Raw genomic sequence first — 23,843 nt, 5'->3', positions numbered from 1 at the left:
CGAAGCTACAGTGTACCATGTCAATGGGTGCCTATGACGAGGACGAGCACGAACGCCGCGCGCAGAAAACGGGGCAAGTCGACACGGAGTTCGACGACGACCGGTCGGAGTTCCGAGGGACCCTCTCGTACGAATCCGGCGATTCGACGGAAGCGCTGCTCGATCAGTTCAAGCAGCTGCAGGGCGAGTAGGTCACGGCTCGGTTCTGAGCAGTAGTGTCGCCGCCGTCGAGACGGCCGTCACGGCAGCGACGTGGCCGACCACCCCCCAGACGAGCAACGGCTGTCCGACGACCAGCGGCAGGAGCGCCAGTTCGAGGAGGGAAAAGCCCACGTTGGCGGCGTCGAGGCGCCGACACCGACGGGCCGTCTCGGGCGCGACCCGGTATCTGAGCGACCGCCACAGCGACACCAGCGCCGTCCACCACGAGGTGCCGATCCGGTAACAGAGATCCCAGAGGATCAACAGGGCGACGAACGTCACGGGGGCGGGTGACCGTCCGCCGCCGAACGGGTCGAACGGCGCCGGCGCCCCCGAGAGCAGATGCGTCACGACCGCGACGAAGCTCAGGACGCCGAACAGCGTCTCGACGCCGGAGCCAAAGAGGAGGCGCCGGTGGGCGTCCGGCAGGGCGAGGCCGCGTGTCGCCGTGCCGATATAGAGCATGGCGACGCTCCCCGCGGCGGCGACGGCGACGGCGACGGTGCCGCCCACGACGGCCGCAAGCGACAGGCCGTAGGCGACCCCGAGGCCGACGACCAGCGTCTCGAAGAGGAGGACCTGGAGGGCGATGGCCGCCCGAGCCGAGAGGTCGAGCCCGGGAATCCCACCCACGAGGCTCTCGTACACCCACGTGTCGCCGAAGGTTGGATCACCGTCGACTGCGTCACGGGTCCCGATCACGCGCCGGCCTCCGCGGCCGCGCGCTCGGTCAGCGCCCGCCGGACCGCCTCGTCGAAGGGGGTCGGATCGACGTCGACGAGTCGGGCGAGTCGGTCGTCGTGGACCACGACCGGATTCTTCAGCCCCTCGATCAGCGGGCGAGCGACGCTCCAGGGAACGTCCGTCATCAGCCCCACCCAGTACGCGGAGAGCCGTGGCGTCAACACCGGCACCGCGACGAGGGTCGGTTCGTGTCCCAGATGCCGTCCCGTCCGCCGGAGCATCTCGGCGTACGTCAGCACCTCCGGGCCGCCGATTTCGTACGTCTCTCCCGCCGTCTCGGGGTCGTCGAGGACGCCGACGAGGTAGGCGATCACGTCGTCGACGCCGATGGGCTGACAGGGCGTCCGCACCCACCGGGGCGTCACCATCACCGGAAGTCGCGAGGCGAGTTGGACGACCATCTCGAACCCGGCGCTCCCGGGGCCGACGATGATCGCCGCCCGGAGCGTCGTGAGGTCGTACGTCCCCGCCGCGAGCACCCGTTCGACCTCGCGTCGGGATCGGAGATGCGGCGAGAGGCGGTCCCGCTCCTCGCCCAGACCGCCGAGGTAGATCACTCGGTCGACGCCGGCGGCGCTCGCGGCGTCGGCGAAGTTCGCTGCCGCCCGGCGGTCACGGGCCTCGAAATCGTCTCGGGCCGTCATCGAGTGGACGAGGTAGTAGGCGGCGTCGACGGTATCCTCGCTCCCGACGGCGGCGTCGATCGACTCCCGTTCGAGGAGGTCGCCGACGACGATCCGGACCCCCGACGGGCCGTCGTAGCGTCCGGCGTCGCGGGCGAGGACCGTCACCTCGTGGGCCGCGTCGAGGAGAGCGGGAACGAGGCGGCGTCCGACGAACCCCGTGGCGCCGGTGACGAGTACGTGCATACCCGTTAGTGGGACGACGTGGGATTAACCGTCGGGGTCGACGCACCCGCTTCAGGCTCACCCTGAGCCTTCAGGACGAGCCATCCCGGCCGACTAGTATCCGATTACCTATGACCCCCCGTGGTGTATTCGGAACCGTGTACCCGACCCCGATCCTGCGATCGTTCGCCTTCCATCCCCCGATTCGACGGTGGTTCGCCGCCGGTGACGCCGCGTGAGCGGCGAGCCGGACGAGGAGTCCTCGTCGCGCCGCCGCGTGTTGGCCCTGCTCCTCGCCGGCCTCCTCGCGCTGCTCGGCGCGGGGGCCGGCGTCTCGAACCTCTTCACCGACGACGGCGACGGGGACGGCGACGAGAACGGCGTCGACCTGTCGGTCGACTACACCGTGACGCCCGACGACCCGACGCCGACGCCGACGCCCGGCGGCAGGGGTAGCGCCGACGAGGCGACCGATCCGCCCGAACGACCGGACGACACGACGGCTACGGACACGGGGTCCGTCGACGAGCCGACCCCCACCGACGAGCCGGTTCCGTACGACGCGGACGACCCGGCGCCGGGCGCGGCGGCGACGGCAGCCCCGACCACCCCGGGTGACGATCCGGTCACCGCCTCGATCCCGCCGGTGTCGGTCGAGAACGTCGAACCCGGCGACGGCGGCACCGTCGACCTCTCGCTGACGCTGTCGGGATCGCCCGCCCGCCTCTGGGTTCGGGGCGACGTGACGGCCGTCGACGAGGGTGGAACGACCGAAGCCGAACGAAGCGCGGGTGACCTCGGAGAGTCGGGCGAACTCCAGGACTACGTGCAGGTGCAGGTGTGGTACGACGCCGACGGGGACGGGACCGCCGACGCCGACGAGTCGGTCGTCTACGAGGGGCCCCTCACCGGCCTCGGGGCTGCCGGCGACGACGACGGCTGGATTCCACTGACGGCGACGTGTGCGGCGCCCGGCGCCCACGTAGCGACACTCCGGTGGACCCTCCCCTCCGACGCCCCGAACACCGTCCAGAGCGACGGTGTGTCGTTCTCGCTCGGCGTCGCCGCGGACACGAGTGGGTGTGCGTGACGGGACGGCGGGTTCCTCCCGCCCGATACGGAGTACCGTAACTGGGTACCGGCCGTTCGCCGAAACGATCCGGCGACCCACCGGTACTGACTTACCGTAACTCGTACGACTCGTCGTAATGAGCTCCGATCCCTGTGACGGCTGTGGCGAGGAAGTGCCCGTCGCGGGCGGCGTCGGGAACTTCTGGACGTTCGAAGCCGAGGCGACGGGCGGGATGTCGCTCGAACTCGCCGACGGAACCGACCACTTCCTCTGTTTCGACTGTATCGAGCGCCTGCCTGACGACCGCGAGGTGACCGCCGAGGACGTGGCGGCGCTGTCGGAGTAGTCACGTCCGACAGTATTACCTGCGACCGCAGGCTGAATCGACCGTGGACCCCGACCGTATTCCGTCTTCGTTTCCCGCCCCCTCCTTTCGCGGCAACCAGCGCGAGGCCCTCGACGCCATCCGCGACGCGTTCGCCGCGGGCAACGACGCCGTCCTCGTGCGGGCGCCGACGGGCAGCGGCAAATCCCTCCTCGCTCGCGCCGTCGCGGGGTCGGCCCGCGCGCCCGAGGAGGCCGACCCCGCGCAGGCGACCGGCGCCTACTACACCACGCCGCAGGTGTCGCAACTGGACGACGTGGCCGCAGACGACCTGCTCTCGGATCTGAACGTCATCCGGGGGAAGGGGAACTACACCTGCATTCTGCCCGACGAGACGACGACGCCCGTCGACCGGGCGCCGTGTGCGCGCCAGTCGGGCTACGACTGCTCGATCCAGCACCGCTGTCCGTACTACGCCGACCGCGCCATCGCCTCGAACCGATCCATCGCGGCGATGACGCTCGCGTACTTCATGCAGACCGCCGGCTCGGAGGTGTTCGGCACGCGGGATGTGGTGGTGATCGACGAGGCCCACGGCCTCGCGGAGTGGGCTGAGATGTACGCCACTGTCGACCTGCGCCCGCAAACCGTCCCCGTCTGGGACGACGTGGGCGTGCCGGCGGTGACCGACGCCGACGACCCATTGGATCGTACCGCCCGGTTCGCCGAGACGCTCGCCGGCGTCTGTGCGCGTGCCGCCGAGGACCTCGTCGCCAGCGACGAGTTGACGCCGGGCGAGGCCGCGCGCCGGGACCGGCTTCAGGACCTGCGCTCCGAACTCGACTGGTTCGTCTCGGACTACCGCGACCCAACCAGCACGACGACGTGGGTCGTCGATCAGCCCGACGGCGAGGGGACGCCAATCACGATCAAACCGCTCGACCCTGGTCGCTACCTCCACCACACCGTCTGGGACCGCGGCAACAAGTTCGCCCTCCTCTCGGCGACGATTCTGGACAAGGAGGCGTTCTGTCGTGGCGTCGGCCTCGACCCGTCGAGTGTCGCTCTCGTCGACGTCCCCCACACGTTTCCACTGGAGAATCGCCCGCTCTACGACGTGACACAGGGGAAGATGACCTACGAACACCGCGACGAGACGCTGCCGAACGTGGCGCGGCTACTCGTCCGCCTGCTGGCTCGCCACCCGGAAGAGAAAGGTATCGTCCACTGTCACTCCTACGCGATTCAGGAGCGATTGGCGGCGCAGTTGGCGGAGTTCGGCGTCGCGCCCCGCATCCGGACACACGACCGGGAGAACCGCGACGCGGCGCTGGAGGAGTGGAAAGCGACCGACGACCCCGACTGTTTCCTCTCGGTGAAAATGGAGGAGGCACTGGACCTGTGTGGTGACCTCGCGCGCTGGCAGGTGCTCTGCAAGGCGCCGTATCTCAACACGAACGATTCGCGGGTCGCCCGGCGACTGGCGGAGGGGCAGTGGGCGTGGTACTACCGGACGGCGCTCCGGACGGTGATTCAGGCGGCCGGGCGAGTCGTGCGCGCCCCCGACGATCACGGGGCGACGTATCTCGCCGATTCGAGCCTCCTCGACCTGTTCGACCGCGCCCGGGGCGATATGCCCGACTGGTTCGCCGAGGCGGTGGATCGGCTGTCACGCCCCACGCTCCCCGAGTTCGACCCCGACGCGGCGCTCGCGGGCACGGCGTCGACGCCGGGGACACGAACCGGCGGGGGGTCGAGCGCGGGACGGGAGTCGACATCGCGCTCTCGGTCCCGGTCCACGGGTGATACGGCGCCGTCCGACTCGGCGGACGCCGACCACCCCCTCTCGGACGTGTGGGGGGAGTGAGCCACGACACCGCGACGCACGATAATCGGACACACATGAAGTTAATAGCTCTCTTACTTTCTCTATATAGGTATTTTATCGCAGAAAGGTTTATACTCAAGCGCATTCTCGGAAATAACGTAGACGAATGAGCAACAAATCGTTCCAGTCGTCGGTGATCCTGTATCGTAGCGGCACGCTCACGCTCTCGCAGGCGGCGCGACACGCGGGGTGTTCCGACGCGGCGCTGGCGGCGGCGGTGGGTTCGTCACGGGACGGCATGGAAACCGCGGACTAGTCCGGAAGCAGGTGCAGGCCGGCGCGGGTCTTGACGACCGGCGTCGTCTCCGCGTCGGGGTCGAAGAAGTCGGGTCGCGACACGGTTTCGGCCGCGTACGTCTCGGGGTCGAGCACCTGCACGGCGTGGTCGTCCTCGACGGTCACCACCGTCGTCTCGACGGCGTCGTCACGGGTGGCGAGTCGCCGAGCATCGATCCCCTCGTCGAAGGATTCCTCGTACGCCTCGCCCGAGGCCAGACGCACGCCTTTCAGATTCCCGCTGACGCTCCGGACGAGGACGGGGCCCTCGTCGTCGTCGGGGTCGATCACGTCGCCCGGCGTGAACGCCGGCAAGCGGACGGCGTAGGTGACGCGGTACACCTCGTTGCCGTCGCCGTCCTCCGTGACGAGGGTGGGGTAGCTCTCGACGCTGCCGCCGAGTTCGCGGACGATGCGGGTGGCGGCGCCTTGCCCCATCTGTGTCGTCGAAATCCGAATATCGACGCCTTCGTCTACTGGCTCGATTTCGGTGATAAACGCGTTACGGTCGCCCGCGGATTCCCGGTCGGCGACGTACGCTTCGGCGATTTCGACCGCGCGGTCCCGTTCCGCGGCCGTCGGCGTTCGGTCGTCCGCGCGGACTTGGACGATGGCGTTGTAGTAGCCGCCGGCGATGCGGCCACAGCGGTCGCAGGTACCCCGCGAGATTTTGACGGGGACGACGACCGACTCTTCGAGTGGTGTCTCGCGGACGACGCCGGCGAAATGACAGTGCATCCGGATGGTGTTTTCGTCGACCTGTTCGGGGTCGACCGCCCAGGTGACATCGCGGGCGTTCACGTGGACCGCGAGGGCTTCGCTCACCTCGTCGACGGCCACGTCGGTGTAGTCGCGGGCGCCCACGTCGACCCAGCGGTTGCCGCGCTGGACCGCCCCACAGCCCGAACAGACGAGCACCTCGATGCGCTCGGGGGCGTCGATCATCTCGTAGTCGTCGAAGTAGCAGGCGTCACAGAGGTGGGCGTCGCGGTCGCGGGGGGCACCCGGTAGTGGCTCCGCTCGCGCCGGAACCGGATCGCCACAGCGGGGACAGAACTCCCGGGACTCGCTATCGCTCATGCGCCGTCGGTAGTCGGCCGTGGCGGTTAAGCCCCGCGACATCGCCGGGCGATACTGTTTACCTTCGCGGGCCGCTACTTCGGGTATGGAGTGGAAATCCGACTGGGGACTGCGGGGTCGCATGGTCCTGACCATGTTCCTCCTTTTCGCCCTCTACATCGTCTTCATCGCGATCCTGTCGCAGTATATGGGTCTGTTCGGGGTCGTCGTGGTGATGGGGCTGTTCTCGCTGGGACAGTTCTTCTTCAGCGACCGCCTCGCCCTCTACAGCATGGGCGCGTCGAAAGTCGAGGAAGACGAGTACCCGCGCCTGCACGCGATGGTCGGCCGGCTCTCCCAGCAGGCCGACCTGCCGAAACCGACGGTGGCCGTCGCGGACACGCGGGTGCCGAACGCCTTCGCGACCGGGCGGTCGCCGTCGAACTCGACCGTCTGTGTCACCGAGGGACTCCTCCAAACCCTCGACGAGGAGGAACTCGAAGGGGTGCTCGCCCACGAACTCGCCCACGTCAAGAATCGCGACGTGATGGTGATGACTATCGCCTCTTTTCTCTCGACCATCGCGTTCCTGATCGTGCGCTGGGGGTGGCTGTTCGGCGGCGGGCGCAACCGGCAGGGCGGCGGGGGGATGATCGTCGCCATCCTCGTCTCGCTCGTCGTCTGGATCGTCTCTTTCGTCCTGATCCGGACGCTCTCGCGGTACCGCGAGTACTCCGCCGACCGTGGCGGCGCGGCGATCACGGGCAAGCCAACGGCGCTCGCCTCCGCGCTCCTCACGATTTCCGGTCGGATGGACCGGGTACCGAAAGAGGACCTCCGGGAGCAGTCGGAGATGAACGCCTTCTTCGTCATCCCGATCCGGAGCGACTTCGTCGGCCGGATCTTCTCGACGCACCCGCCGACGGAGAAACGGGTCGAACGGCTCCGCGAGATGGCCGCGGAGATGGAGCGGCGGTAGGCGATGGGCCTGTTCGACTCCATCCGCTCCGCGTTCGGACTGAGCGCCGAAGCGGACGCGACCCGGGACGCCGATCCCGAGGATCTGTTCGGGATGTCTACGGCCTACCTGACGATGGAGGCGGACCTCGATTTCGTCCCGGTCGGCGCCGCAGCGCTCTGTTTTTCCTCGGTCGACAGCACCGACTTCGCCGCCGCCGTCGACGAGGTGGAGACCATCCTCCGGGCGGGCGAGGAAGACACCGGGACCGTCTTCCGTCGCCACGAGGACGACCACGGCTACCACTGGGTCGTCCTCGAGGACGGCGACCCCGAGGACCTCGTGACGAGCGTCCACTTCGCGGCCGATACGTTCGTCGAGGAGGGGTACGGCTCGCGGCTCCTGGCCGCCGCCTTCGGCTTCGAACGCCCCCGCGACGGCGCCCGCGCCTACTGGATCTACTCCTTCCGCCGGGGCGCGTACTACCCTTTCGCCCCGACGGGGGGCCACGAGCGTGACAACCGACTGGAGTTCAAGCTTCAGTCCGTTCTCGACGGCGAACTCGACGTGGAAGGGGACGAATCGTACTGGTATCCGCTGTGGCCGGACGGGTCGGACGGACACCCGTGGGAGTGAGTGTCGAACCGGCGCGTCACCGGGTTTGAACGTCGCTATCGCGTGTGAACGACCGTCATGCCGTCGTCCGATTTCACTTTCACCATGGTGTTAACGAGGCTTTATGTACGGGCCGGCACAAGCACGCTCACATGGCAGAAGACGATCTCGAGACCCTTCCGGGCGTCGGGCCGGCGACGGCGGACAAGTTGGTCGAAGCGGGCTTCGAAAGCTATCAGAGCATCGCGGTCGCGAGTCCAGCCGAACTGTCGAACACCGCCGACATCGGCGAGTCGACGGCGAGCGACATCATCAACGCGGCCCGCGACGCCGCGGACATCGGCGGGTTCGAGTCGGGCGCGGCCGTGCTCGAACGCCGCGAACAGATCGGTAAACTCACCTGGAACGTCCCCGAGGTGGACGAACTCCTCGGCGGCGGCGTCGAGACGCAGTCGATCACCGAAGTGTACGGCGAGTTCGGCGCCGGGAAGTCGCAGGTCACCCACCAGCTCTCGGTGAACGTCCAGCTTCCCCGCGAGTACGGTGGCCTCCGCGGGAGCGCCATCTTCGTCGACAGCGAGGACACGTTCCGCCCCGAACGCATCGACGACATGGTGCGCGGCCTCGACGACGAGATCATCCAGGCCACGATGGACGACCGCGAAATCGAGGGCTCGCCCGGCGACGAGGAGGCGATGGAGGCGCTCGTCACCGACGTTCTCGACAAGATTCACGTCGCCAAGGCGTTCAACTCCAACCACCAGATCCTCCTGGCCGAGAAGGCAAAGGAACTCGCCAGCGAACACGAGGACGGTGAGTGGCCGGTCCGACTGCTCAACGTCGACTCCCTCACCGCGCACTTCCGAGCCGAGTACGTCGGCCGGGGCGAACTCGCCGAACGCCAGCAGAAGCTCAACAAACACCTCCACGACCTCATGCGGATTGGCGACCTCTACAACACCGCCGTCCTCGTCACCAACCAGGTCGCCTCGAACCCCGACTCCTACTTCGGCGATCCGACCCAGCCCATCGGCGGCAACATCCTCGGCCACACCTCGACGTTCCGGATGTATCTGCGCAAGTCCAAAGGCGACAAGCGGATCGTCCGTCTCGTCGACGCACCGAATCTCGCCGATGGCGAGGCTGTGATGCGCGTTCAGGACGCCGGGCTCGTCCCCGAGTAGCCTCCTGTTCTCACGGAGTTGTGATCGACGCACAATTTTACGTGGCGTCGGTGCGTTCCTCCACGCAGTGATATCACAATGACCGCTCGTATTGCCGTCCTCGGTGGGGGGACGGGAGGAACCGTCCTCGCGAACAAACTCGCGTCGAAACTCGACGACGAAATCGACGCCGGCGACGTGGACGTGACGCTGATCGACGACACCGGCGTCCACGTCTACAAGCCGGTCTGGCTCTACGTGGCCTTCGGCGAGGCCGATCCGGCCGAGGGGCATCGTCCGCTCGACGATTTGCTCGACCGACAGGTCCGGCTCCGGACGGGCCGGGTGACGGCTATCGACACCGACGCGAAGCGGCTGACGATCGACGGCGGGGAGAACCGGACGCCGTCCCGCGACATGCTCGACTACGACCACCTGGTCGTCGCGACGGGAGCGCGACTCGTCCCGGACCGCGTTCCGGGTCTCGTCGAGGGCGCTCACGACTTCTACAGCGAGGACGGCGCCGAACGACTCCGGGACGCACTCGCCGCCTTCGACGGCGGTCGGGTCGTCCTCTCGGTCGCCGGCATGCCCCACATGTGCCCGGCCGCACCGGTCGAGTTCACGCTGATGGTCGAGGACTGGCTCCGCGAACGGGGTCTCCGGGAGGTGAGCGAGGTGTGCTACACCACCCCGACCGAACGGTCACACAAGCTCCCGCCGGTGGCGGACTGGGCGGACGAACGCTTCGACGCCCGCGGCGTCCGGAGCCACACCGGGTTCACGGTCGAGCGGGTCGACCCGGACGACCGGACCCTCCACGCCGCCGACGGCCGGGCGCTCGATTACGACCTGCTCGTGACGATTCCGCCACACGCGGGCGTCGACCTCGTCGCCGACGCGGGCCTCGGCGACGACGGCTGGGTCGAAACCGACCCGCGGACGCTCGAAGCGGCGGGTGCCGACGACGTGTACGCCATCGGCGACACGACCGACCTCGAACGGCCGATGGCGGGCAGCGTTGCCCACTACCAAGCGGGCGTCGTCGCCGATCGGATCGCCGCCCGGGTTCGGGGTCATCGGCCGACCGCGATCTACGACGGCAAGGTGCTCTGCTTTCTCGAAGCGGGACTGGACGAGGCGACGTTCGTCTCTTTCGACTACGACTCGATGCCCGACCTGCGCGAGGAGTCGAAACTCGTCCACTGGGCGAAAGGCGCGTACAACGAGTCCTACTGGCTGACCGCACGGGGGTTGATCTGAGATGAGCGACGACGCCGCGGCGTCGGAGTCGACGCCGACCGACGCCATCGCCGAGGACCCCGAAGCGGTGGCGGCGTTCGTCCGACGGCTCGACGACGTGAACGAACTGCTCGACGTGATGGCACTCGCCACCGAGGCGGCGGACGACGAGATGGTCTCGTCGGTCGCGGGCACCGCCGCGTCGCTCGGCGAACTGGCCGACGAGGCCGCCGATCCGGAGACCATCAGCGGGGCGCGGACGCTCCTGCGGGCGCTCGGCGACGCGGGCGACCCCGGGACGACCTATCGAGGCGTAGGCATCGTCGGGCTCCTGCGGGCGCTCCGTGATCCGGAAGTCAAGCGGGGACTCGCCTTTCTGGTGGCGCTCGCGCGGGGAATCGGCCGAGAACTCGACCGCGAGTAGCTACTCTTCGGTCGTCGTCTCGTCGAGGTCGAGGTCGCCCTCGTGAATCTTCGCCCCGTCCTGGACGACCTTCTCGGCTAGAACGGCGCATTTGATCCGCATGGGGCTGATGTCGACGCCGAGCATCTCCACCACGTCGTCGGTGTCCAGTTCGCCGAGTTCGTCGAGCGTCGTGCCGGGGAGCTGTTCGGTGAGCATGCTCGCGCTGGCCTGACTGATCGCACAGCCGTCGCCGGAGAAGCTGACGTACTCGATAGTTTCGCCGTCGTCGTCGAGGCGAACGTCCATCTTGATCGTGTCGCCACACGACGGGTTCTCGCCGACGTGGGAGAACGTCGGCTCCTCGAGTTCCCCGTGGTTACGGGGGTTCTTGTAGTGATCGAGGATCTGCTGCCGGTACATATCCGAGCCCATACCCATAGTTGTCTCCGGTTACGGTTCTGCCGAGTAAAAGGATTCCGTTACTGTGAACCGGGCAAGGGGTTCCCGTCTACGCCGCCACGGCGCCGGCCTCCTCGTAGGCGCCGAGGAGTTCGCGGTAGCGGTTGCGGATGGTCACTTCCGAGATGTCGGCCACCTCGCTCACTTCGCCCTGTGTCACCTGCTCGTTGGTGAGCAGGGGCGCGGCGTAGACGGCCGCGGCGGCGAGGCCGACGGGGTTCTTGCCGCTGTGGAGGCCGCGCTCCTTGGCCGCGTCGAGCATCTCGCGGGCGAGGCGTTCGGCCTCGTCCGAGAGGTCGAGCTCCGACGCGAACCGCGTGACGTAGCTCACGGGGTCGGCGGGCGCGACTTCGAGGTTGAGTTCGCGGACGACGTATCGGTAGGTCCGCTTGAACTCCTCCTCGTCGACGCGGCTGACGCGGGCCATCTCGTCGATGGTCCGGGGAACGCCCGCCTGACGGGCCGCGGCGTAGAGGGCGCTGGTGGCGACGCCCTCGATCGATCGCCCGGGCAGGAGGTCCTCCTCCAGCGCGCGGCGGTAGATGACACTCGCCGTCTCGCGAACCGTCTCGGGCAGGCCGAGCGCCGACGCCATGCGGTCGATCTCGCCGAGCGCCTGACGCAGGTTGCGCTCCTGGTGATCGCTGGTCTGGAACCGGCGATTCCAGGTGCGTAGGCGCTGCATCTTCCGACGCTGCTCCGCCGAGAGGGTCTTGCCGTAGGCGTCCTTGTTCTGCCAGTCGATGGTCGTCGACAGCCCCTTGTCGTGCATCATCTTCGTCGTGGGGGCGCCGACGCGGGCCTTGCGGTCGCGCTCGCTCGAATCGAACGCTCGCCACTCGGGGCCGTGGTCGATACCGTCCTCCTCGACGACGAGACCACACTCGCTACAGGCCGTCTCGCCGTGCTCCTCGTCGGTCACGAGCGCGCCGCCACACTCGGGACAGACGTGTTCTCGTTCCGATTCACTCGCCGATCGTTCTCGCTCACCGACCGTCGAGTCGCTCGCCGTCCATACGCGTGTTTCAGTCATGATGGGGTGGGACGCCACGACCGGCCGGGCGGGGACCGGCCGCCGTGGCGCTTCTTAACTATCTGTTAGGGCGCTAAATTTATAAAAGCTTCGCCAAATTCGTCGAACACATATATTTCCGTCGGAGTAAAAGAAATAATACTGATACTTTTCTCAGGAGAATTCACGGAAGCATATATAATTAGTTGTCGGCGGCTCACCGCCCGGATTCGGACGAGGCCCCCGGCACGTCCGCCCGAACGGCGCCGCGGCCGCTCCCGTGGTGGGCCGACGGAGAAGGCCGGTGCAAGCGGGGGTGGCCGGCGTAGCGATCACCCGAACACGGTGACGGCGTCTCGGCGGACGACAGTGCCGTACGAAGCATTGTAACCGTGTATCGGTGGTTCGACGGCTCGTTTCGTCGATCCACCGGTGAACAGTTACAATATATCAGTCGCTCTGGATGCGCGGCGCGAGCATGAACGTCACGTTGCCCATCCCCTCGGCGAACTCGTAGTGGAGCTTCACCGGGAACTCCTCGCCGAGTTCGATCGCCACCTCGGCGTCGCCGGGGATGGCCTTGTTCATGTCCTTGAGGTAGTCCAGCGAGAACAGCGAGTCCGCCGGGCCGGCCTCCAAATCGATGAGGGCGTCCGCCCCCATCTCGAAATCCACGTCGTCGGTGTCACCCTCGGCCTCGATGTGGAACGTCGCCTCGTCCTCGTCGACGCGGAGGTTGATGTGATCGGAGACCATATCCGCCGCCGTGATACCGCGGTCGAGTTGGTTCCCCTCGACGACGATTCGGGCCGGCAGGTCGAGGTCGGGGATGTCCGGCTCCTGCCGGATCGAGTCGGGATCGATGAGCGCCAGCGTATAGGAGAGGCCGTCGATTCGGATGTGGAGCTTCCGGGTCTCTTCGTCGAGTTCGAGGTGGACGAGGTCGCCGGCGTTGCCCATGCCGGCGATGTCTTCCAGCCGTGCGAGGTTGACACCGATGACGCCGCCGTCGGCCTCGTAGGACTCGAACGCCGCCGAATCGAGCGAGAGATCGACCATCCCGACGTTCGCCGGATCGACCGCGCGGATCGACAGGCCGTCCTCGTTGAGCCGTATCTTACACTCGTCGACCAACACGCTCACCGAGTCGAGGGCATCCCGGAGCGTCGACGCGCTCACGATGGCCTTGAACATGTATCCAGTGGTACGCCCCATGCGTTAAAAATACCCGCTGTTCGAGCGCGACCGCGCGCGTGGCTCGGTCTCGGTACCGACGCCGTTCGCGTCCGGGCTTTATGAGGGCGTCGCCAACGACGAACGAAACTTGGTTAACCAAGCATACCTGCTATGACCCCTCGTCGGCAAGTTCCTAACGCACTATATGGGTGTGATCGTAGATTTACGAATACCGGCCCATCAGTTCGAGTTCGGTCGGCGGTTTCCGTTGCAACACGACGAGGTCACGGAAATCGAACGGATGGGCTCGGTGGGGGACGGTGACGTTTCGGTCTTCTCGTTCTCGGGGTCGTTCGGCGATCCGTCGGACGGGGGTGTCGGGGACTCGTTCGCCGACGTGGAGGGGTGTCGGGTCGAAGTGCTGGAGGTGTTCGGCGACGAGACGGTCTACGCGATGCGGTGGGATCCGGCGGTCGATCCGTTCTTCCGGCTGCTCGACGACCACGACGGCGTCGTCCGCCGCGGTACGGGGACGTCGGATGCCTGGGTCTTCGAGACGTGCTTTCCGACCCAAGGCGCGTTCGCTGGGTTCCGGTCGGCCTGTACCGACGGGGCGTTCGGAGCCGAGGTGGACCGTGTGTACTGCCCGACCAGACGCGGAACCGGTGCCTGGTACGGGCTGACACGGAGACAGCATCGAACGCTCGAACTCGCGGTCGAACGGGGGTATTACGACATCCCGCGTCGCTGTACGACCCTCGAACTCGCCGACGAACTCGGCATCTCCGATCAAGCCGTCACCGAACGACTGCGTCGGGGTATCGTGACGTTCGTGACCAACGCGTTGCTACTCGACCACGACGAGTGACGCGGGACGTGACAGTATTTCTATCCAACACCTTCATGAACGCTCACGTCGAATCGGTATTCGCATCGTAGGGGGGTGCCATGACCACATCAAACGTCGATAGACACGACCAGGCGACGGGTGAGGAATCAAGGGGGAACCGACACCGACCGACCGAGGAGCACGTAGACGCGATGTTCGGCGTGCTCGCCGACGCACGTCGACGCCGCGTCGTGCGTGCCCTCCGGTCTTCCGGGGGCTCCGTCTCCGTGCCGACGCTCGCAGAGGCGCTGGCCGGACGCGAGCCCGGCGACCCGGACCCGGACCAGCTCGTCGTCTCGCTCCGACACGTCCACCTGCCGAAACTCGACGCGGCCGGCGTCGTCGAGTACGCACCCGATCGGTCACGGATCCGGTACGACGGTCCGCCGCTTCTCGAACGCCTGCTAGAGCAGGTCTGACCGCCCGCTGCCCGATTCGACGTGCCTTTCCGGGTCGACCGCCTGTGTTCCGGTATGACCGCCGAGTCGCCAGCCCAGAACGCGTTCCGGAGGGGACCATGACGGGTAAAGACGAGTACTACAACCGCTCGAAACAGGAGGGCTACCGCGCCCGGTCGGCGTACAAACTCAAGCAACTCGACGCGGAAGCGAACCTCTTCGACGCCGGCGACAGCGTCGTCGACCTGGGGGCCGCCCCCGGTGGGTGGCTTCAGGTCGCCGCCGAAGCCGTCGGCGAGTCGGGCACGGTCGTCGGCGTCGACCGCCAGCGGATTCGGTCCCTCGACGCCGCGACCGTCGAGACGGTTCGTGGCGACATGACCGAAGAGCGGACGGTCGACCACCTCCACGATACCGTCGGCGACGCCGTCGACGCCGTCGTCTCCGACATGGCACCGAACATGACCGGCGAGTACTCCGTCGACCACGCCCGTTCCGTCCACCTCGCCCGGCAGGCGTTCGACGTGGCTCGCGACCTGCTCGCTCCCGGCGGCGACTTCGTCACGAAGGTGTTCGACGGCCCGGACCTCGCCGACCTCCGGAGCGACATGGAGGAGTCCTTCGAGTACGTACGCTCCATCCGGCCCGACGCCTCCCGGGACTCGTCGTCCGAACTCTACCTCGTCGCCAAGGGCTATCTCACGGCGCCGGTCGCCGCCGGCGACGAACTCGTCGTCGAAATCAGCGACGAGGGCCGCGAGGGCGACGGCATCGCCCGCGTCGACGGCTTCACCGTCTTCGTTCCGGACGCCGACGTGGGGGAGGAAGTGACGGTGCGAATCGTGGACGTGAAACCCCGATTCGCGTTCGCGGAACGGCTGTCGTAGCGGTCGCAACTGTCCGCGCCCGGGTCGCCGGGCTCTGGACGACGGTCGGTGTGAGCGTTCAGAACTCCTCGACCGGCTCCCCTTCGCCCGCCCCCGCAGTGGCCGTAGCCTTCGCGGCCGCGTCGGCCCGCGAGCGCACGACGCCGACGACGGCGTAGACGAACGGCGTGTCTACGACCGCGATGAGTAGCTTCAGCAGATACTGTCCCAGCATGAGCGTGACGACGACCGACCACGGCGTCTCCATGCCGATGCCAACGTACGTCGGCAGGAGGTAGAACGCGATGCCGACGAAGATGACGGTGTCGATGGCCTGACTCGTCGCCGTCGAGACGATGTTCCGAAGCCAGAGGAAGTCGCCCTCGGTCGCCTCGCGGAGACGGTGGAAGACGATCACGTCCCAGTTCTGGCTGACGATGTACGCCAGTAGGCTTCCGGCGACGATGTTGGTCGCCGGGGCGAGGACGCCCTCGAACTGCGCGGCGAACTCGGCGTTTCGCCCCGGCGCGAGGATGGTCGACCACACCAGCGCCAGGAGGACGAAGTTCATCACGAACCCGACGTTCACCATCACCTGCGCGTCGCGCCGGCCGTAGAGTTCGCCGTAACAGTCCGACGCGAAGAAGGTGAGCGCGTACGCCAGCGCCGCCCCCGGCAGAAAAATCGTCTCCCCGACCCGCGGGACGGCGGTCGGAAGCGGGATCGCGAGGATCTTCGACGCGGTCAGTTGTGCGGTCGCGAGGGCGGTGACGAACAGCGCGAGGATGGCGACGCGGCCCGCCGGCCAGTCGGTGCGCGCGCTCATTCGTCCTCCAACCGGCCGTGCCGGGCGTCGATTTCGTCGAGCGTATCGAGCGTCTTCCGGATCGACGCCCGAATCGCGTCGCTTCGGTTGACGAACTTGCCGTCCTCGCCGACGTGGTCGTCCAGGTCGGCGAGCAGTTCGTCCGGAATCTCGACGCTGATCTTGCTCACGCTGCGTCCCCCCTGCGACCGATGACTCCCCGAAATATTCGCATGGTGTTCTCCAGCGAATATTCTCCGTCGAGAAGTTAAACGCGACGGCTTGGGTCCGCAGCCGTGACGACGCTGAAGTTCCGTCGCGCCCCGCCGACGGATACCGGCGGCTGTGGATCACGCTCGTCACTACGAACGGCGACTACCGGTATAGACTTACAGCCGCCGGTAGTAGGCGCGCCCGATGACAACCGCGCCCATCGAGGCCGTCGCTGCCCGTGAAATCCTCGACAACCGACTGGAGCCGACGCTGCGGGTCACCGTCGAGACGCCCGCCGGCACCGGCCGGGCCGACGTGCCCTGTGGCCGCTCCAGGGGTGCCCACGAGGCCCACGAGCGCCGCGACGGCGGCGACCGATACCGTGGTCGGGGCGTCCGGGAGGCCGTCGCGGCCGTCGAGGGAGAGGTCGCGCCCGCCCTCGCCGGCCACGACGCGACCGATCAGCGCGGCGTCGACGCCGCCCTCCGCGCTCTCGACGGGACCCGGCGGTACGAACGCCTCGGCGGCAACGTCGTCACCGGCGTCTCGCTGGCGACCCTCCGTGCGGGCGCCGCGGCGACCGAACTCCCGCTCTATCGGTACGTCGGCGGCGCCGACGCGGGCGTCCTGCCCCTTCCCTTCTTCGATCTGATCGAGGGCGGCGAACTCGCCGGCGGCGACCTTCCCTTCCAGGAACATCAGGTGGTGCCCGTGGGCGCCGACTCCGTCGCCGAGGCCGTCCGCTGGACCGCCGAGGTGTACTACGAACTCGGCGACATCCTCCGGGACGAGTACGGCGAGGCGTCGTGCAACGTGGGCGACGAGGGGGGGTACAACCCCATCGGCGTCGACGACCCCCGCGAGGCGTTCGACCTCGAACTGCGGGCGATCGAGGCGTGTGGCTACGGCGACGAGTTCGCCCTCGCCGCGGACGTGGCCGCCACCCACTTCTACGACTCCGAGACGGAGACCTACGCTCTGCTCGGCGAGTCGATGACGCGCGAGGACCTCGCCGACTTCTACGCCGACCTCGTCGACGCTTACCCGATCGTCTCGCTCGAGGACCCCCTCGATCAGGACGACTTCACGGGCGTCGCCGACCTGACCGACCGCCTCGACGTACAGATCGTCGGCGACGACCTGTTCACGACGACCCCACGCCGTCTGGAAGAAGGCATCGACCGCGGCGCCGCGACCGCCCTCCTGTGGAAGGTGAACCAGGTGGGGACCGTGACCGAGGCGACCGAGGCCGCACGGCTTGCCACCCGCAACGGCTACGCCGTCCAGGTGTCAGAGCGGTCGGGACAGACCCCCGATACGTGGCTCGCGGACCTCGCGGTCGGCCTCGCCGCCGGCCAGATCAAGACCGGCGTCACCCGCGGCGAGCGGACCGAGCAGTACAACCGACTCCTCGAAATCGAGGCCGAACTCGGCGACTCCGCGACGTTCGGCCCGCCCGGCGACGCCCTCCGATGATCCGCAACCGCGACGCCCTCCTCGATCACGGCAACCGCGAGGCGCGGGCGACCCTCCTCGACGTGGCGCGGGCGGCCGTCGACGCCGTCCACCCGCGCCGGACCGTCCCACAGGCCATCGGCCGCGACGGGACCCGGCTCCGCGTCGGCAACCGATCCTACGACCTCGACGCCGTCGACGACGTGTCCGTCGTCGGCGCGGGCAAGGGCGCGGCCGCCGTCGCAGCCGAACTCTCGGCGATCCTCGGCGACCGGCTCGCCGGGGGCGTCGTCGCCGCGAAGGCGGGCGTCGCCGACGCTGGCGTCGCCGACTTGGTCGCAGTGATCGGGACCGGCCACCCGATCCCCGACGACGGGAGCCTGTCCGCCGGTCGACGGGCGCTCGCCGTCGCGGACGCGGCCGGCCCCGACGACCTCGTGATCGTCCCGGTTACCGGCGGGGCGTCGTCGACGCTCGTCGCGCCGGCCGGCGACCTCACGCTGGCCGACCTCGCGGCGACGACCGAGACGCTACTGGCCGCGGGGCTGCGGATCGACGAGATCAACACGGTTCGCAGGCACTGCTCGGCGATCAAGGGCGGCCGTCTCGCCGAGCGCATCGCTCCGGCGACGGCGGTCACGCTCGTCGTCGTCGACGAGGTGGCCGGCGAGCCGTGGGGACCGACCGTCGGCGACGCGACGACCTTTGCCGACGCACTGGACGTGTTGGCGCGCAACGACCTCCTCGATACCGTGCCGCCGGCGGTCGTCCGACACCTCGAACGCGGTCGTGACGGCGCCGTCGCGGAGACGCCGACCGACACCGACGGCCACGTCGTCGTCCTCGCGGGACCGGCGGACGCCCCCGAAGCGGCGCAGGCGCGTGCCGCGGAACTGAGATACGAGTCGCTGATCCTCTCGACAACCGTCGAGGGCGAGAGCCGCGAGGTGGCGACCTGTCTGGCGGCAATCGCCACGGAGGCGGCGACGTACGGCCGCCCGGTGACGCCACCGTGTCTCCTCGTTTCGGGCGGCGAGACGACCGTCCGAGTCGACGACGGGTGTGGGGAGGGCGGGCCGAACCAGGAGTTCGCCCTCGCCAGCGCGCTCGAACTCGACGACGACCGCGTGACGACACTCGCTCTCGGCACCGACGGCACCGACGGCCCCACCGACGTGGCGGGCGGTCTGGTCGACGCCACGACCGTCCCGCGCATGGCCGACCGCGGACTCGACGCCCGCGATCACCTGCGTCGCCACGACGCGACGCCGGCACTGCGGGCGGTCGACGACGCGGTGGTCACGGGTCCGACGGGGACGAACGTGATGGACCTCCGACTGACGCTGATCGAGGATTAGGATTCGGCGGCCGCACTCCTGTGCCGCGACAGATCGCGTCTCCCACCCAGCGTCACCACGAACAGCACGACCAAGCCAACGCCGTAGGCGACCATCAGCGGGATGGTTACCATGAACATCGTCATCACGTCGGCGGGCGTGGCGACGGCGGCGAAAGCCAGGATGCCGACGGTCACCTCGCGCCAGCGGTCCCGCATCGTCCGGTAGGAGATGCCGGCGGTGTTGAGCAGGAGCATGAGGACGGGCACGTCGGCCAGCAAGCCGATGCCGGCGGTGGTGAAGAAGATGAGCCAGAAGAAGTTGGTGATGCGGTAGGCGATGATCATGTTCGCCCGGACGCCGTCGGCGACGAGGTAGGAGATGACCGTCGGCGCGACGGTGGTGTAGCCGACGACGAACCCGCCGAACAGGCCGACCACGAGGGCGGCGGCCCAGCCGAAGATCACGTTACGGTTGCCGCGGACGAACCCACGATCCCTGAGCGCCGGCCACGCGTAGTACATGACGATGGGGAAGGTGGCGGCGGCGGCCACGAGCGTCGAGAACTTCACCTCGAAGATGAGCGCCTCCATCGGGTGGAGGGCAACGACGTTGATGTCCTCGGGCGTCACCTGACTCGGCAACTGCGAGAGGAACTGTTCGAAGACGCGACCGATCCCGCCGGTGTAGAGCCAGCCGAACGTCGACGCGAGGACGATGCCGAAGAAGGCGGCGATGCGGAAGGCCCGTGAGGTGAGCGAATCGAGGATGAAGGCGATATCGGTGTAGTAGCCGCCGATATCGTCCTCGTCTTTCTCGCCGCCGGTGAACTCGTCGAGGAACGTCCCGCCGGCGCGACTCGCCCGGTCGCCGATTTCCTCGGTCGTCGACTGCGGGGCGTCGGTTCCGGGGGCGTCCTCACCCTCGACGGCCCGGCGCGCCTCGGCCTCGTCGAACCGTTCGAGGATCGCGCGCGCTTTCTCCTTGTCGCCGTCGTCCATCGCGTCGCCGGCCATTCCCACCGCGTCGTCCTCGCTCAGGTCCGCGAAGGCCTCCGGTGGCGCGGCGCGAATCCCAGATGCGTCGAGCTCGCCGAGGTCGATTTCGGTCGGATCGCCCACCGCCGTGGGATCGACCGCCGCGTCGAGTTCGACGTAGACGTAGTACATGAACGCCACGACCCCCGCGCCGAGGGCGCCGACGCCGGTCCACAGCGCGAGGCCGGCGCTCCGGGAGAGCGGCAGGGTCGATCCGGGGCCGGAGAGGCGTCGGCTGCTCCCCGCCCACGCCAGCAGGTCGTTGGTGGCGGGCAGGCCGCCGCGGGTAAAGAAGGCGTAGACGAGGAGGCCACCGACGAGGCCGAACCCGAGGATGACGTTCCAGTGCCCGGCGGCGGCCGCACCGATGCTGATCTGCTCGCTCCCGCGTCTGGCCGTCACCACCAGTTTCGTGAGATAGAGGCTGAACCCGTAGAGGACGATCATCGGGACCGCCCACATGATCTGCGTGAAGGGGTCCGGCGGGGTGAAGAGGGCACCCAGGGCGACCATGGCGACGACGGCGTAGCGCCAGCGGTCGCGGAACGTCTCGTAGGGCACGATTTCGGCGTAGGCGAGCCCGCTCATCGCCAGCGGCAGTTGGGCCGCGAGACCAAAGGAGAGGGTGAGCAGGAAGATGAACTGCGCCCAGAGGACGATGGAGTAGGTGGGAGTAAAGCCGGCAGAGAGGGCGTTGTTCGCGAGGAACGCGAACATCACGGGGAAGAAAACGAGGTAGCCGTAGGCGAGACCGGCGACGAAGAGGCCGGCCGCCAGCAGGCCGCCGAGGGCGAGTTTCCACCGCGAAACCGGCGAGGAGGGCCACGCGCCTCGTTCCCGGAGCGCGTCCCGCGAGAAGTAGATGAAGACTGGCAGTCCGAGGAGAATGCCGGCGACGAGACCGATCTTCGCCTGCAGAAGGATCACGTCGAAGGGGGTCTGGGCGATGATCTCGAGTTCGCTCGACGCAACCTCGTCCAGCCGCGATCGGGTGACACTCTCGAGGAAGCCCCAGACGTACAGTCGGAGGGCGTAAAACGAGCCGATGAACCCGACGAGGAAGACGATAAACACCTTCTGTAGGTCCTTCTGGGCGGACCGGAGCATCGCGCCAGCCGTCTCTCGACCGGCATCAAGCGTCTGACGGGTGTCCTCATCGAGCGCGCTCGACATGGGTTATCGAAACCGTCTCGCCGCTATCAATCTTTTCTCTCCCTCGTCGGCCGCGCGGCACAATGGAAAAAGGCCTATAACAGCCGGGAGGATATGTCGGGTGAATGGCTGAGGAATCGGAGTCGGAACCACCGCCGGGTCCGACGGACGACGAGTCGCCCGAGACAGCGTCCGAGTCCGACGACCGACCATCGACGGCGGGGGACGCGAGCGACGCGGCCGCGGACGACGGCGAGACGGACGCGGCCGATTCGTCCGACGACGTTCCCGGCGGCTCCATCGAGGACTACCTCGACGACGAGTCCATCATCGAAACCGACGAACGGGCGCCGATGGGGGCGACGGGGACGCCGGACCCGTTCGACGAGGACGAACGCCGGAGCGTCTCCGACGCCGTGGGCGCGCCCGTTCCCGAGTCCGAACTCGAAGACGACCCCGAACTCGAACTCGATCCGAGCGTGGCGGCGAGTGACGGTGCGCCGGACGCCGACGCCGACGACACCCCCGGAAGCGACTCCGCGTCCCGGTCCGGACAGGAGATGCGCGGCTCCACGACCCCCCGGCACTGGCAAAACGAGGACGCCGACGCGACGGACGACGACTCGGTCGTGCAGACGACGGCCGACTCGGTGGTGGAGACGGACGACGAACCCGCCGAGACGCCGACGGAGCCGTCAGTCGACGCGGAGTTCGACGCCGACGCGGAGCCGGCGACCGACCTCACCGCGGCCGGCGAGGAGTCGACCGACGTGCTGGACGACGGACTGGTGGGTGAGGGACCCGCTTCGGACGAGGAGATGCCGCTGGCGGCCCACATCGAGGAGATGGTGCGCCGGCTGGCCGTCGTCCTCGTCGTCGGCGGGGTCGTCGCCCTCGCGGTCTTTCCGATCGCCGACCAGCTCATCAACTTCCTCTGGAACTCCCACATCCCTGGGGCGGAGACCATCACGGACCGCCGCCCCCGACTGTACGGCCCGCTCGAACTCGTCGTCACCGAACTGAAAGTGGCGGCGCTGGCCGGCTTCGTCGTCGGGCTCCCCATCGCCGTCTACGAGACGTACCTGTTCATGCGCCCCGGTCTCTTCCCCCGCGAACGCCGCTACTACCTCGCCGCCGTCCCGACCAGCCTCATCCTCGCGTTGATCGGCGTCGCCTTCGCCCACTTCGTCGTCCTCCCTGCCATCTTCGCGTACTTCACCGCCTACACGACGGGGACGGCCGTCGTCGCGTTCGGTCTCAAGGAGACGTTCAGCCTCATCCTCGTCCTCATGGGTTATATGGCGCTCGTCTTCCAGATCCCCCTGTTCATCATGCTCGCGATCATGATGAACCTCACCACCCGGGTCTGGCTGGAGGACCGTCGTCTGCTGTTCTGGGGCGGCTTCCTCGGCGTCGCCTTCCTCATCAGCCCCGATCCGACGGGGATGGCGCCCATCATCGTCGCCGCGACGATGATCGCGCTGTTCGAAGGGACGCTCGCGCTCCTGCGGTGGACGGGCAACTAGCGTGGTGACCGTTGCCGTCCGTATCGCTGGGGAGCGCTCCCCAGGAACGCTCTTGTACGGGACGGTGCTACCCCGACCCATGCCGACCGTCCTCCTCGCCCGACACGGCGAGACGACGTGGAACCGCGACGGGCGACTGCAGGGCTGGGCGCCGACGCCGCTGACCGACCGCGGGCACGACCAGGCGCGGGCGCTCGCCGCCGCCGTCGCGACGGAGTACGAGGTAGACCGGGTCGTCGCCTCGGACCTCCGGCGTGCCAGACAGACGGCGGCGTATCTCGCCGACCGCGTGGGTTGTGACCCGACCTTCGAGTCGGCGTGGCGCGAACGCGACTTCGGCCGGTATCAGGGGCTTCCCCACGAGACGGTGTTCGAGGACCACGAACGCCTGTCGCTCGCCCGCGCCGGCCGCGATGCGGTGGACGCCCGCCCGGAGAGCGGCGAGAGCCTCCGTGACGTTCGCGAACGGGTCCTCTCCGGCTGGGAGCGGGTGCTCGCCGAGAGTGACCCCGACGAGACGGTGGTCGTCGTCGCCCACGGCGGCCCCCTCTATCTGCTCCTCGGCGCCGTCGCCGGCCGCGACATCGTCTCCGCGGTGGTGGAGGGTGAACAACACAACTGCGCGCTGAACGAACTCCGGGTTCGGGAGGGTTCGTCGCGTGTCGTCGTGGAGAACCGGACCGACTTCCTCGACGCGCCGTCCCCATAGTTTTGACTGCGG

At 68.1% G+C, this 23,843-nt stretch carries 26 protein-coding genes; 17 read left to right on the top strand and 9 right to left on the bottom strand.

Annotated elements, in window-relative coordinates; translation table 11 throughout:
- The first annotated feature begins 17 nt into the window (after window positions 1-17).
- The gene (locus HALNA_RS20335; RefSeq protein WP_157573607.1) at window positions 18-191 is read left to right on the top strand and encodes a DUF5786 family protein; all 174 of its coding nucleotides are present in this window, start codon (window positions 18-20) and stop codon (window positions 189-191) included.
- A gap of 1 nt (window position 192) precedes the next feature.
- Here HALNA_RS20335 and HALNA_RS17405 read toward each other — a convergent pair whose 3' ends face one another.
- Window positions 193-903, bottom strand: coding sequence for a DUF7530 family protein (locus tag HALNA_RS17405; RefSeq protein ID WP_245576044.1), 711 nt, complete (start codon window positions 901-903; stop codon window positions 193-195).
- A complete protein-coding gene (locus HALNA_RS17400; RefSeq protein ID WP_049937611.1) occupies window positions 900-1,814 on the bottom strand; it encodes an NAD(P)H-binding protein in 915 nt (304 codons plus the stop codon). Before HALNA_RS17400 ends, HALNA_RS17405 begins: the two co-directional genes overlap by 4 nt.
- A 214-nt stretch (window positions 1,815-2,028) precedes the next feature.
- Here HALNA_RS17400 and HALNA_RS17395 point away from each other — a divergent pair, with 214 nt between their 5' ends.
- From HALNA_RS17395 to HALNA_RS20720, 4 genes are all read left to right on the top strand, one after another.
- A complete protein-coding gene (locus HALNA_RS17395; RefSeq protein ID WP_049937610.1) occupies window positions 2,029-2,883 on the top strand; it encodes a hypothetical protein in 855 nt (284 codons plus the stop codon).
- Window positions 2,884-3,001: 118 nt separating this feature from the next.
- A complete protein-coding gene (locus HALNA_RS17390) occupies window positions 3,002-3,211 on the top strand; it encodes a DUF7561 family protein (RefSeq protein WP_049937609.1) in 210 nt (69 codons plus the stop codon).
- A 43-nt stretch (window positions 3,212-3,254) separates the two neighbouring features.
- On the top strand, window positions 3,255-5,057 hold the full coding sequence (locus HALNA_RS17385; RefSeq protein WP_049937608.1) for a helicase C-terminal domain-containing protein: 1,803 nt from the start codon (window positions 3,255-3,257) through the stop codon (window positions 5,055-5,057).
- A 127-nt stretch (window positions 5,058-5,184) separates the two neighbouring features.
- Window positions 5,185-5,334 (top strand): DUF7317 family protein, encoded by a 150-nt coding sequence (locus HALNA_RS20720; protein ID WP_169719058.1) that lies wholly within the window; start codon window positions 5,185-5,187, stop codon window positions 5,332-5,334.
- Here HALNA_RS20720 and HALNA_RS17380 read toward each other — a convergent pair.
- Window positions 5,331-6,434 (bottom strand): 60S ribosomal export protein NMD3, encoded by a 1,104-nt coding sequence (locus HALNA_RS17380; RefSeq protein WP_049937607.1) that lies wholly within the window; start codon window positions 6,432-6,434, stop codon window positions 5,331-5,333. The genes HALNA_RS20720 and HALNA_RS17380 overlap by 4 nt on opposite strands.
- 85 nt (window positions 6,435-6,519) lie before the next feature.
- Here HALNA_RS17380 and htpX point away from each other — a divergent pair, with 85 nt between their 5' ends.
- The 5 genes from htpX to HALNA_RS17355 all read left to right on the top strand — a co-directional run bounded on the left by htpX (window position 6,520) and on the right by HALNA_RS17355 (window position 10,815).
- Complete coding sequence (gene htpX, locus HALNA_RS17375) at window positions 6,520-7,392, top strand: zinc metalloprotease HtpX (RefSeq protein ID WP_049937606.1); 873 nt, start codon at window positions 6,520-6,522, stop codon at window positions 7,390-7,392.
- Window positions 7,393-7,395: 3 nt separating this feature from the next.
- Window positions 7,396-8,007 (top strand): PspA-associated protein PspAB, encoded by a 612-nt coding sequence (gene pspAB, locus HALNA_RS17370; RefSeq protein ID WP_049937605.1) that lies wholly within the window; start codon window positions 7,396-7,398, stop codon window positions 8,005-8,007.
- Between the two features lie 131 nt (window positions 8,008-8,138).
- On the top strand, window positions 8,139-9,170 hold the full coding sequence (radA, locus tag HALNA_RS17365; protein WP_049937604.1) for a DNA repair and recombination protein RadA: 1,032 nt from the start codon (window positions 8,139-8,141) through the stop codon (window positions 9,168-9,170).
- 78 nt (window positions 9,171-9,248) lie between these two features.
- Window positions 9,249-10,412 (top strand): NAD(P)/FAD-dependent oxidoreductase, encoded by a 1,164-nt coding sequence (locus HALNA_RS17360; protein WP_049937603.1) that lies wholly within the window; start codon window positions 9,249-9,251, stop codon window positions 10,410-10,412.
- A gap of 1 nt (window position 10,413) precedes the next feature.
- Window positions 10,414-10,815: a DUF1641 domain-containing protein gene (locus HALNA_RS17355; RefSeq protein ID WP_049937602.1), complete on the top strand. Its 402-nt coding sequence runs from the start codon at window positions 10,414-10,416 to the stop codon at window positions 10,813-10,815.
- Here the strand turns inward: HALNA_RS17355 and sufU are convergent, their stop codons facing one another.
- From sufU to HALNA_RS17340, 3 genes are all read right to left on the bottom strand, one after another.
- Complete coding sequence (gene sufU / locus HALNA_RS17350; RefSeq protein ID WP_049937601.1) at window positions 10,816-11,235, bottom strand: Fe-S cluster assembly sulfur transfer protein SufU; 420 nt, start codon at window positions 11,233-11,235, stop codon at window positions 10,816-10,818.
- Window positions 11,236-11,305: 70 nt separating this feature from the next.
- Window positions 11,306-12,289, bottom strand: coding sequence for a transcription initiation factor IIB (locus HALNA_RS17345; protein WP_049937600.1), 984 nt, complete (start codon window positions 12,287-12,289; stop codon window positions 11,306-11,308).
- A 429-nt stretch (window positions 12,290-12,718) separates the two neighbouring features.
- Window positions 12,719-13,462, bottom strand: coding sequence for a DNA polymerase sliding clamp (locus HALNA_RS17340; protein WP_049937599.1), 744 nt, complete (start codon window positions 13,460-13,462; stop codon window positions 12,719-12,721).
- A 250-nt stretch (window positions 13,463-13,712) separates the two neighbouring features.
- Here HALNA_RS17340 and HALNA_RS17335 point away from each other — a divergent pair, with 250 nt between their 5' ends.
- From HALNA_RS17335 to HALNA_RS17325, 3 genes are all read left to right on the top strand, one after another.
- Window positions 13,713-14,312 carry a helix-turn-helix domain-containing protein gene (locus tag HALNA_RS17335; RefSeq protein WP_169719057.1) on the top strand — a complete coding sequence of 200 codons (600 nt, stop codon included), beginning with the start codon at window positions 13,713-13,715 and terminating at the stop codon, window positions 14,310-14,312.
- An 80-nt stretch (window positions 14,313-14,392) separates the two neighbouring features.
- Window positions 14,393-14,752 carry a DUF7344 domain-containing protein gene (locus HALNA_RS17330; protein ID WP_049937596.1) on the top strand — a complete coding sequence of 120 codons (360 nt, stop codon included), beginning with the start codon at window positions 14,393-14,395 and terminating at the stop codon, window positions 14,750-14,752.
- Window positions 14,753-14,850: 98 nt separating this feature from the next.
- On the top strand, window positions 14,851-15,618 hold the full coding sequence (locus HALNA_RS17325) for a 23S rRNA (uridine(2552)-2'-O)-methyltransferase (RefSeq protein WP_049938112.1): 768 nt from the start codon (window positions 14,851-14,853) through the stop codon (window positions 15,616-15,618).
- Between the two features lie 58 nt (window positions 15,619-15,676).
- Here HALNA_RS17325 and HALNA_RS17320 read toward each other — a convergent pair whose 3' ends face one another.
- Both HALNA_RS17320 and HALNA_RS17315 read right to left on the bottom strand, forming a co-directional pair.
- The gene (locus HALNA_RS17320) at window positions 15,677-16,423 is read right to left on the bottom strand and encodes a queuosine precursor transporter (RefSeq protein WP_049937594.1); all 747 of its coding nucleotides are present in this window, start codon (window positions 16,421-16,423) and stop codon (window positions 15,677-15,679) included.
- The gene (locus HALNA_RS17315; protein ID WP_049937592.1) at window positions 16,420-16,593 is read right to left on the bottom strand and encodes a ribbon-helix-helix domain-containing protein; all 174 of its coding nucleotides are present in this window, start codon (window positions 16,591-16,593) and stop codon (window positions 16,420-16,422) included. Before HALNA_RS17315 ends, HALNA_RS17320 begins: the two co-directional genes overlap by 4 nt.
- Before the next feature lie 226 nt (window positions 16,594-16,819).
- On the opposite strand from HALNA_RS17315, the gene eno reads away from it, so the two are divergent.
- Window positions 16,820-18,091 carry a phosphopyruvate hydratase gene (gene eno / locus HALNA_RS17310; protein ID WP_049937591.1) on the top strand — a complete coding sequence of 424 codons (1,272 nt, stop codon included), beginning with the start codon at window positions 16,820-16,822 and terminating at the stop codon, window positions 18,089-18,091.
- On the top strand, window positions 18,088-19,428 hold the full coding sequence (locus tag HALNA_RS17305; RefSeq protein WP_049937590.1) for a glycerate kinase type-2 family protein: 1,341 nt from the start codon (window positions 18,088-18,090) through the stop codon (window positions 19,426-19,428). The genes eno and HALNA_RS17305 overlap by 4 nt, the downstream gene beginning before the upstream one ends.
- Here the strand turns inward: HALNA_RS17305 and HALNA_RS17300 are convergent.
- Window positions 19,425-21,617 carry a twin-arginine translocase subunit TatC gene (locus tag HALNA_RS17300; RefSeq protein ID WP_049937589.1) on the bottom strand — a complete coding sequence of 731 codons (2,193 nt, stop codon included), beginning with the start codon at window positions 21,615-21,617 and terminating at the stop codon, window positions 19,425-19,427. The genes HALNA_RS17305 and HALNA_RS17300 overlap by 4 nt on opposite strands.
- Window positions 21,618-21,721: 104 nt before the next feature.
- Between HALNA_RS17300 and HALNA_RS17295 the strand changes: the two genes are divergently transcribed.
- Together HALNA_RS17295 and HALNA_RS17290 are read left to right on the top strand one after the other, a co-directional pair.
- Complete coding sequence (locus HALNA_RS17295) at window positions 21,722-23,122, top strand: twin-arginine translocase subunit TatC (protein ID WP_049937588.1); 1,401 nt, start codon at window positions 21,722-21,724, stop codon at window positions 23,120-23,122.
- Between the two features lie 79 nt (window positions 23,123-23,201).
- Window positions 23,202-23,831: a histidine phosphatase family protein gene (locus HALNA_RS17290; RefSeq protein WP_049937587.1), complete on the top strand. Its 630-nt coding sequence runs from the start codon at window positions 23,202-23,204 to the stop codon at window positions 23,829-23,831.
- The last annotated feature ends 12 nt before the right edge of the window (window positions 23,832-23,843 follow it).

The organism is Haloplanus natans DSM 17983, from assembly GCF_000427685.1.
In the GTDB taxonomy this organism is placed as follows: Archaea; Halobacteriota; Halobacteria; order Halobacteriales; family Haloferacaceae; genus Haloplanus; species Haloplanus natans.
This window is presented reverse-complemented; position numbering and strand designations above follow the sequence as displayed.

Excerpts from the sequence above, each read along its gene's own strand:
- HALNA_RS20335 (WP_157573607.1), top strand. The coding sequence starts at position 18 with ATGTCAATGGGTGCCTATGACGAGGACGAGCACGAACGCCGCGCGCAG.
- HALNA_RS17400 (WP_049937611.1), bottom strand. The coding sequence starts at position 1,814 with ATGCACGTACTCGTCACCGGCGCCACGGGGTTCGTCGGACGCCGCCTC.
- HALNA_RS17390 (WP_049937609.1), top strand. The coding sequence starts at position 3,002 with ATGAGCTCCGATCCCTGTGACGGCTGTGGCGAGGAAGTGCCCGTCGCG.
- HALNA_RS20720 (WP_169719058.1), top strand. The coding sequence starts at position 5,185 with ATGAGCAACAAATCGTTCCAGTCGTCGGTGATCCTGTATCGTAGCGGC.
- HALNA_RS17380 (WP_049937607.1), bottom strand. The coding sequence starts at position 6,434 with ATGAGCGATAGCGAGTCCCGGGAGTTCTGTCCCCGCTGTGGCGATCCG.
- htpX (WP_049937606.1), top strand. The coding sequence starts at position 6,520 with ATGGAGTGGAAATCCGACTGGGGACTGCGGGGTCGCATGGTCCTGACC.
- pspAB (WP_049937605.1), top strand. The coding sequence starts at position 7,396 with ATGGGCCTGTTCGACTCCATCCGCTCCGCGTTCGGACTGAGCGCCGAA.
- radA (WP_049937604.1), top strand. The coding sequence starts at position 8,139 with ATGGCAGAAGACGATCTCGAGACCCTTCCGGGCGTCGGGCCGGCGACG.
- HALNA_RS17360 (WP_049937603.1), top strand. The coding sequence starts at position 9,249 with ATGACCGCTCGTATTGCCGTCCTCGGTGGGGGGACGGGAGGAACCGTC.
- HALNA_RS17355 (WP_049937602.1), top strand. The coding sequence starts at position 10,414 with ATGAGCGACGACGCCGCGGCGTCGGAGTCGACGCCGACCGACGCCATC.
- sufU (WP_049937601.1), bottom strand. The coding sequence starts at position 11,235 with ATGGGTATGGGCTCGGATATGTACCGGCAGCAGATCCTCGATCACTAC.
- HALNA_RS17345 (WP_049937600.1), bottom strand. The coding sequence starts at position 12,289 with ATGACTGAAACACGCGTATGGACGGCGAGCGACTCGACGGTCGGTGAG.
- HALNA_RS17340 (WP_049937599.1), bottom strand. The coding sequence starts at position 13,462 with ATGTTCAAGGCCATCGTGAGCGCGTCGACGCTCCGGGATGCCCTCGAC.
- HALNA_RS17330 (WP_049937596.1), top strand. The coding sequence starts at position 14,393 with ATGACCACATCAAACGTCGATAGACACGACCAGGCGACGGGTGAGGAA.
- HALNA_RS17325 (WP_049938112.1), top strand. The coding sequence starts at position 14,851 with ATGACGGGTAAAGACGAGTACTACAACCGCTCGAAACAGGAGGGCTAC.
- HALNA_RS17320 (WP_049937594.1), bottom strand. The coding sequence starts at position 16,423 with ATGAGCGCGCGCACCGACTGGCCGGCGGGCCGCGTCGCCATCCTCGCG.
- eno (WP_049937591.1), top strand. The coding sequence starts at position 16,820 with ATGACAACCGCGCCCATCGAGGCCGTCGCTGCCCGTGAAATCCTCGAC.
- HALNA_RS17305 (WP_049937590.1), top strand. The coding sequence starts at position 18,088 with ATGATCCGCAACCGCGACGCCCTCCTCGATCACGGCAACCGCGAGGCG.
- HALNA_RS17300 (WP_049937589.1), bottom strand. The coding sequence starts at position 21,617 with ATGTCGAGCGCGCTCGATGAGGACACCCGTCAGACGCTTGATGCCGGT.
- HALNA_RS17295 (WP_049937588.1), top strand. The coding sequence starts at position 21,722 with ATGGCTGAGGAATCGGAGTCGGAACCACCGCCGGGTCCGACGGACGAC.
- HALNA_RS17290 (WP_049937587.1), top strand. The coding sequence starts at position 23,202 with ATGCCGACCGTCCTCCTCGCCCGACACGGCGAGACGACGTGGAACCGC.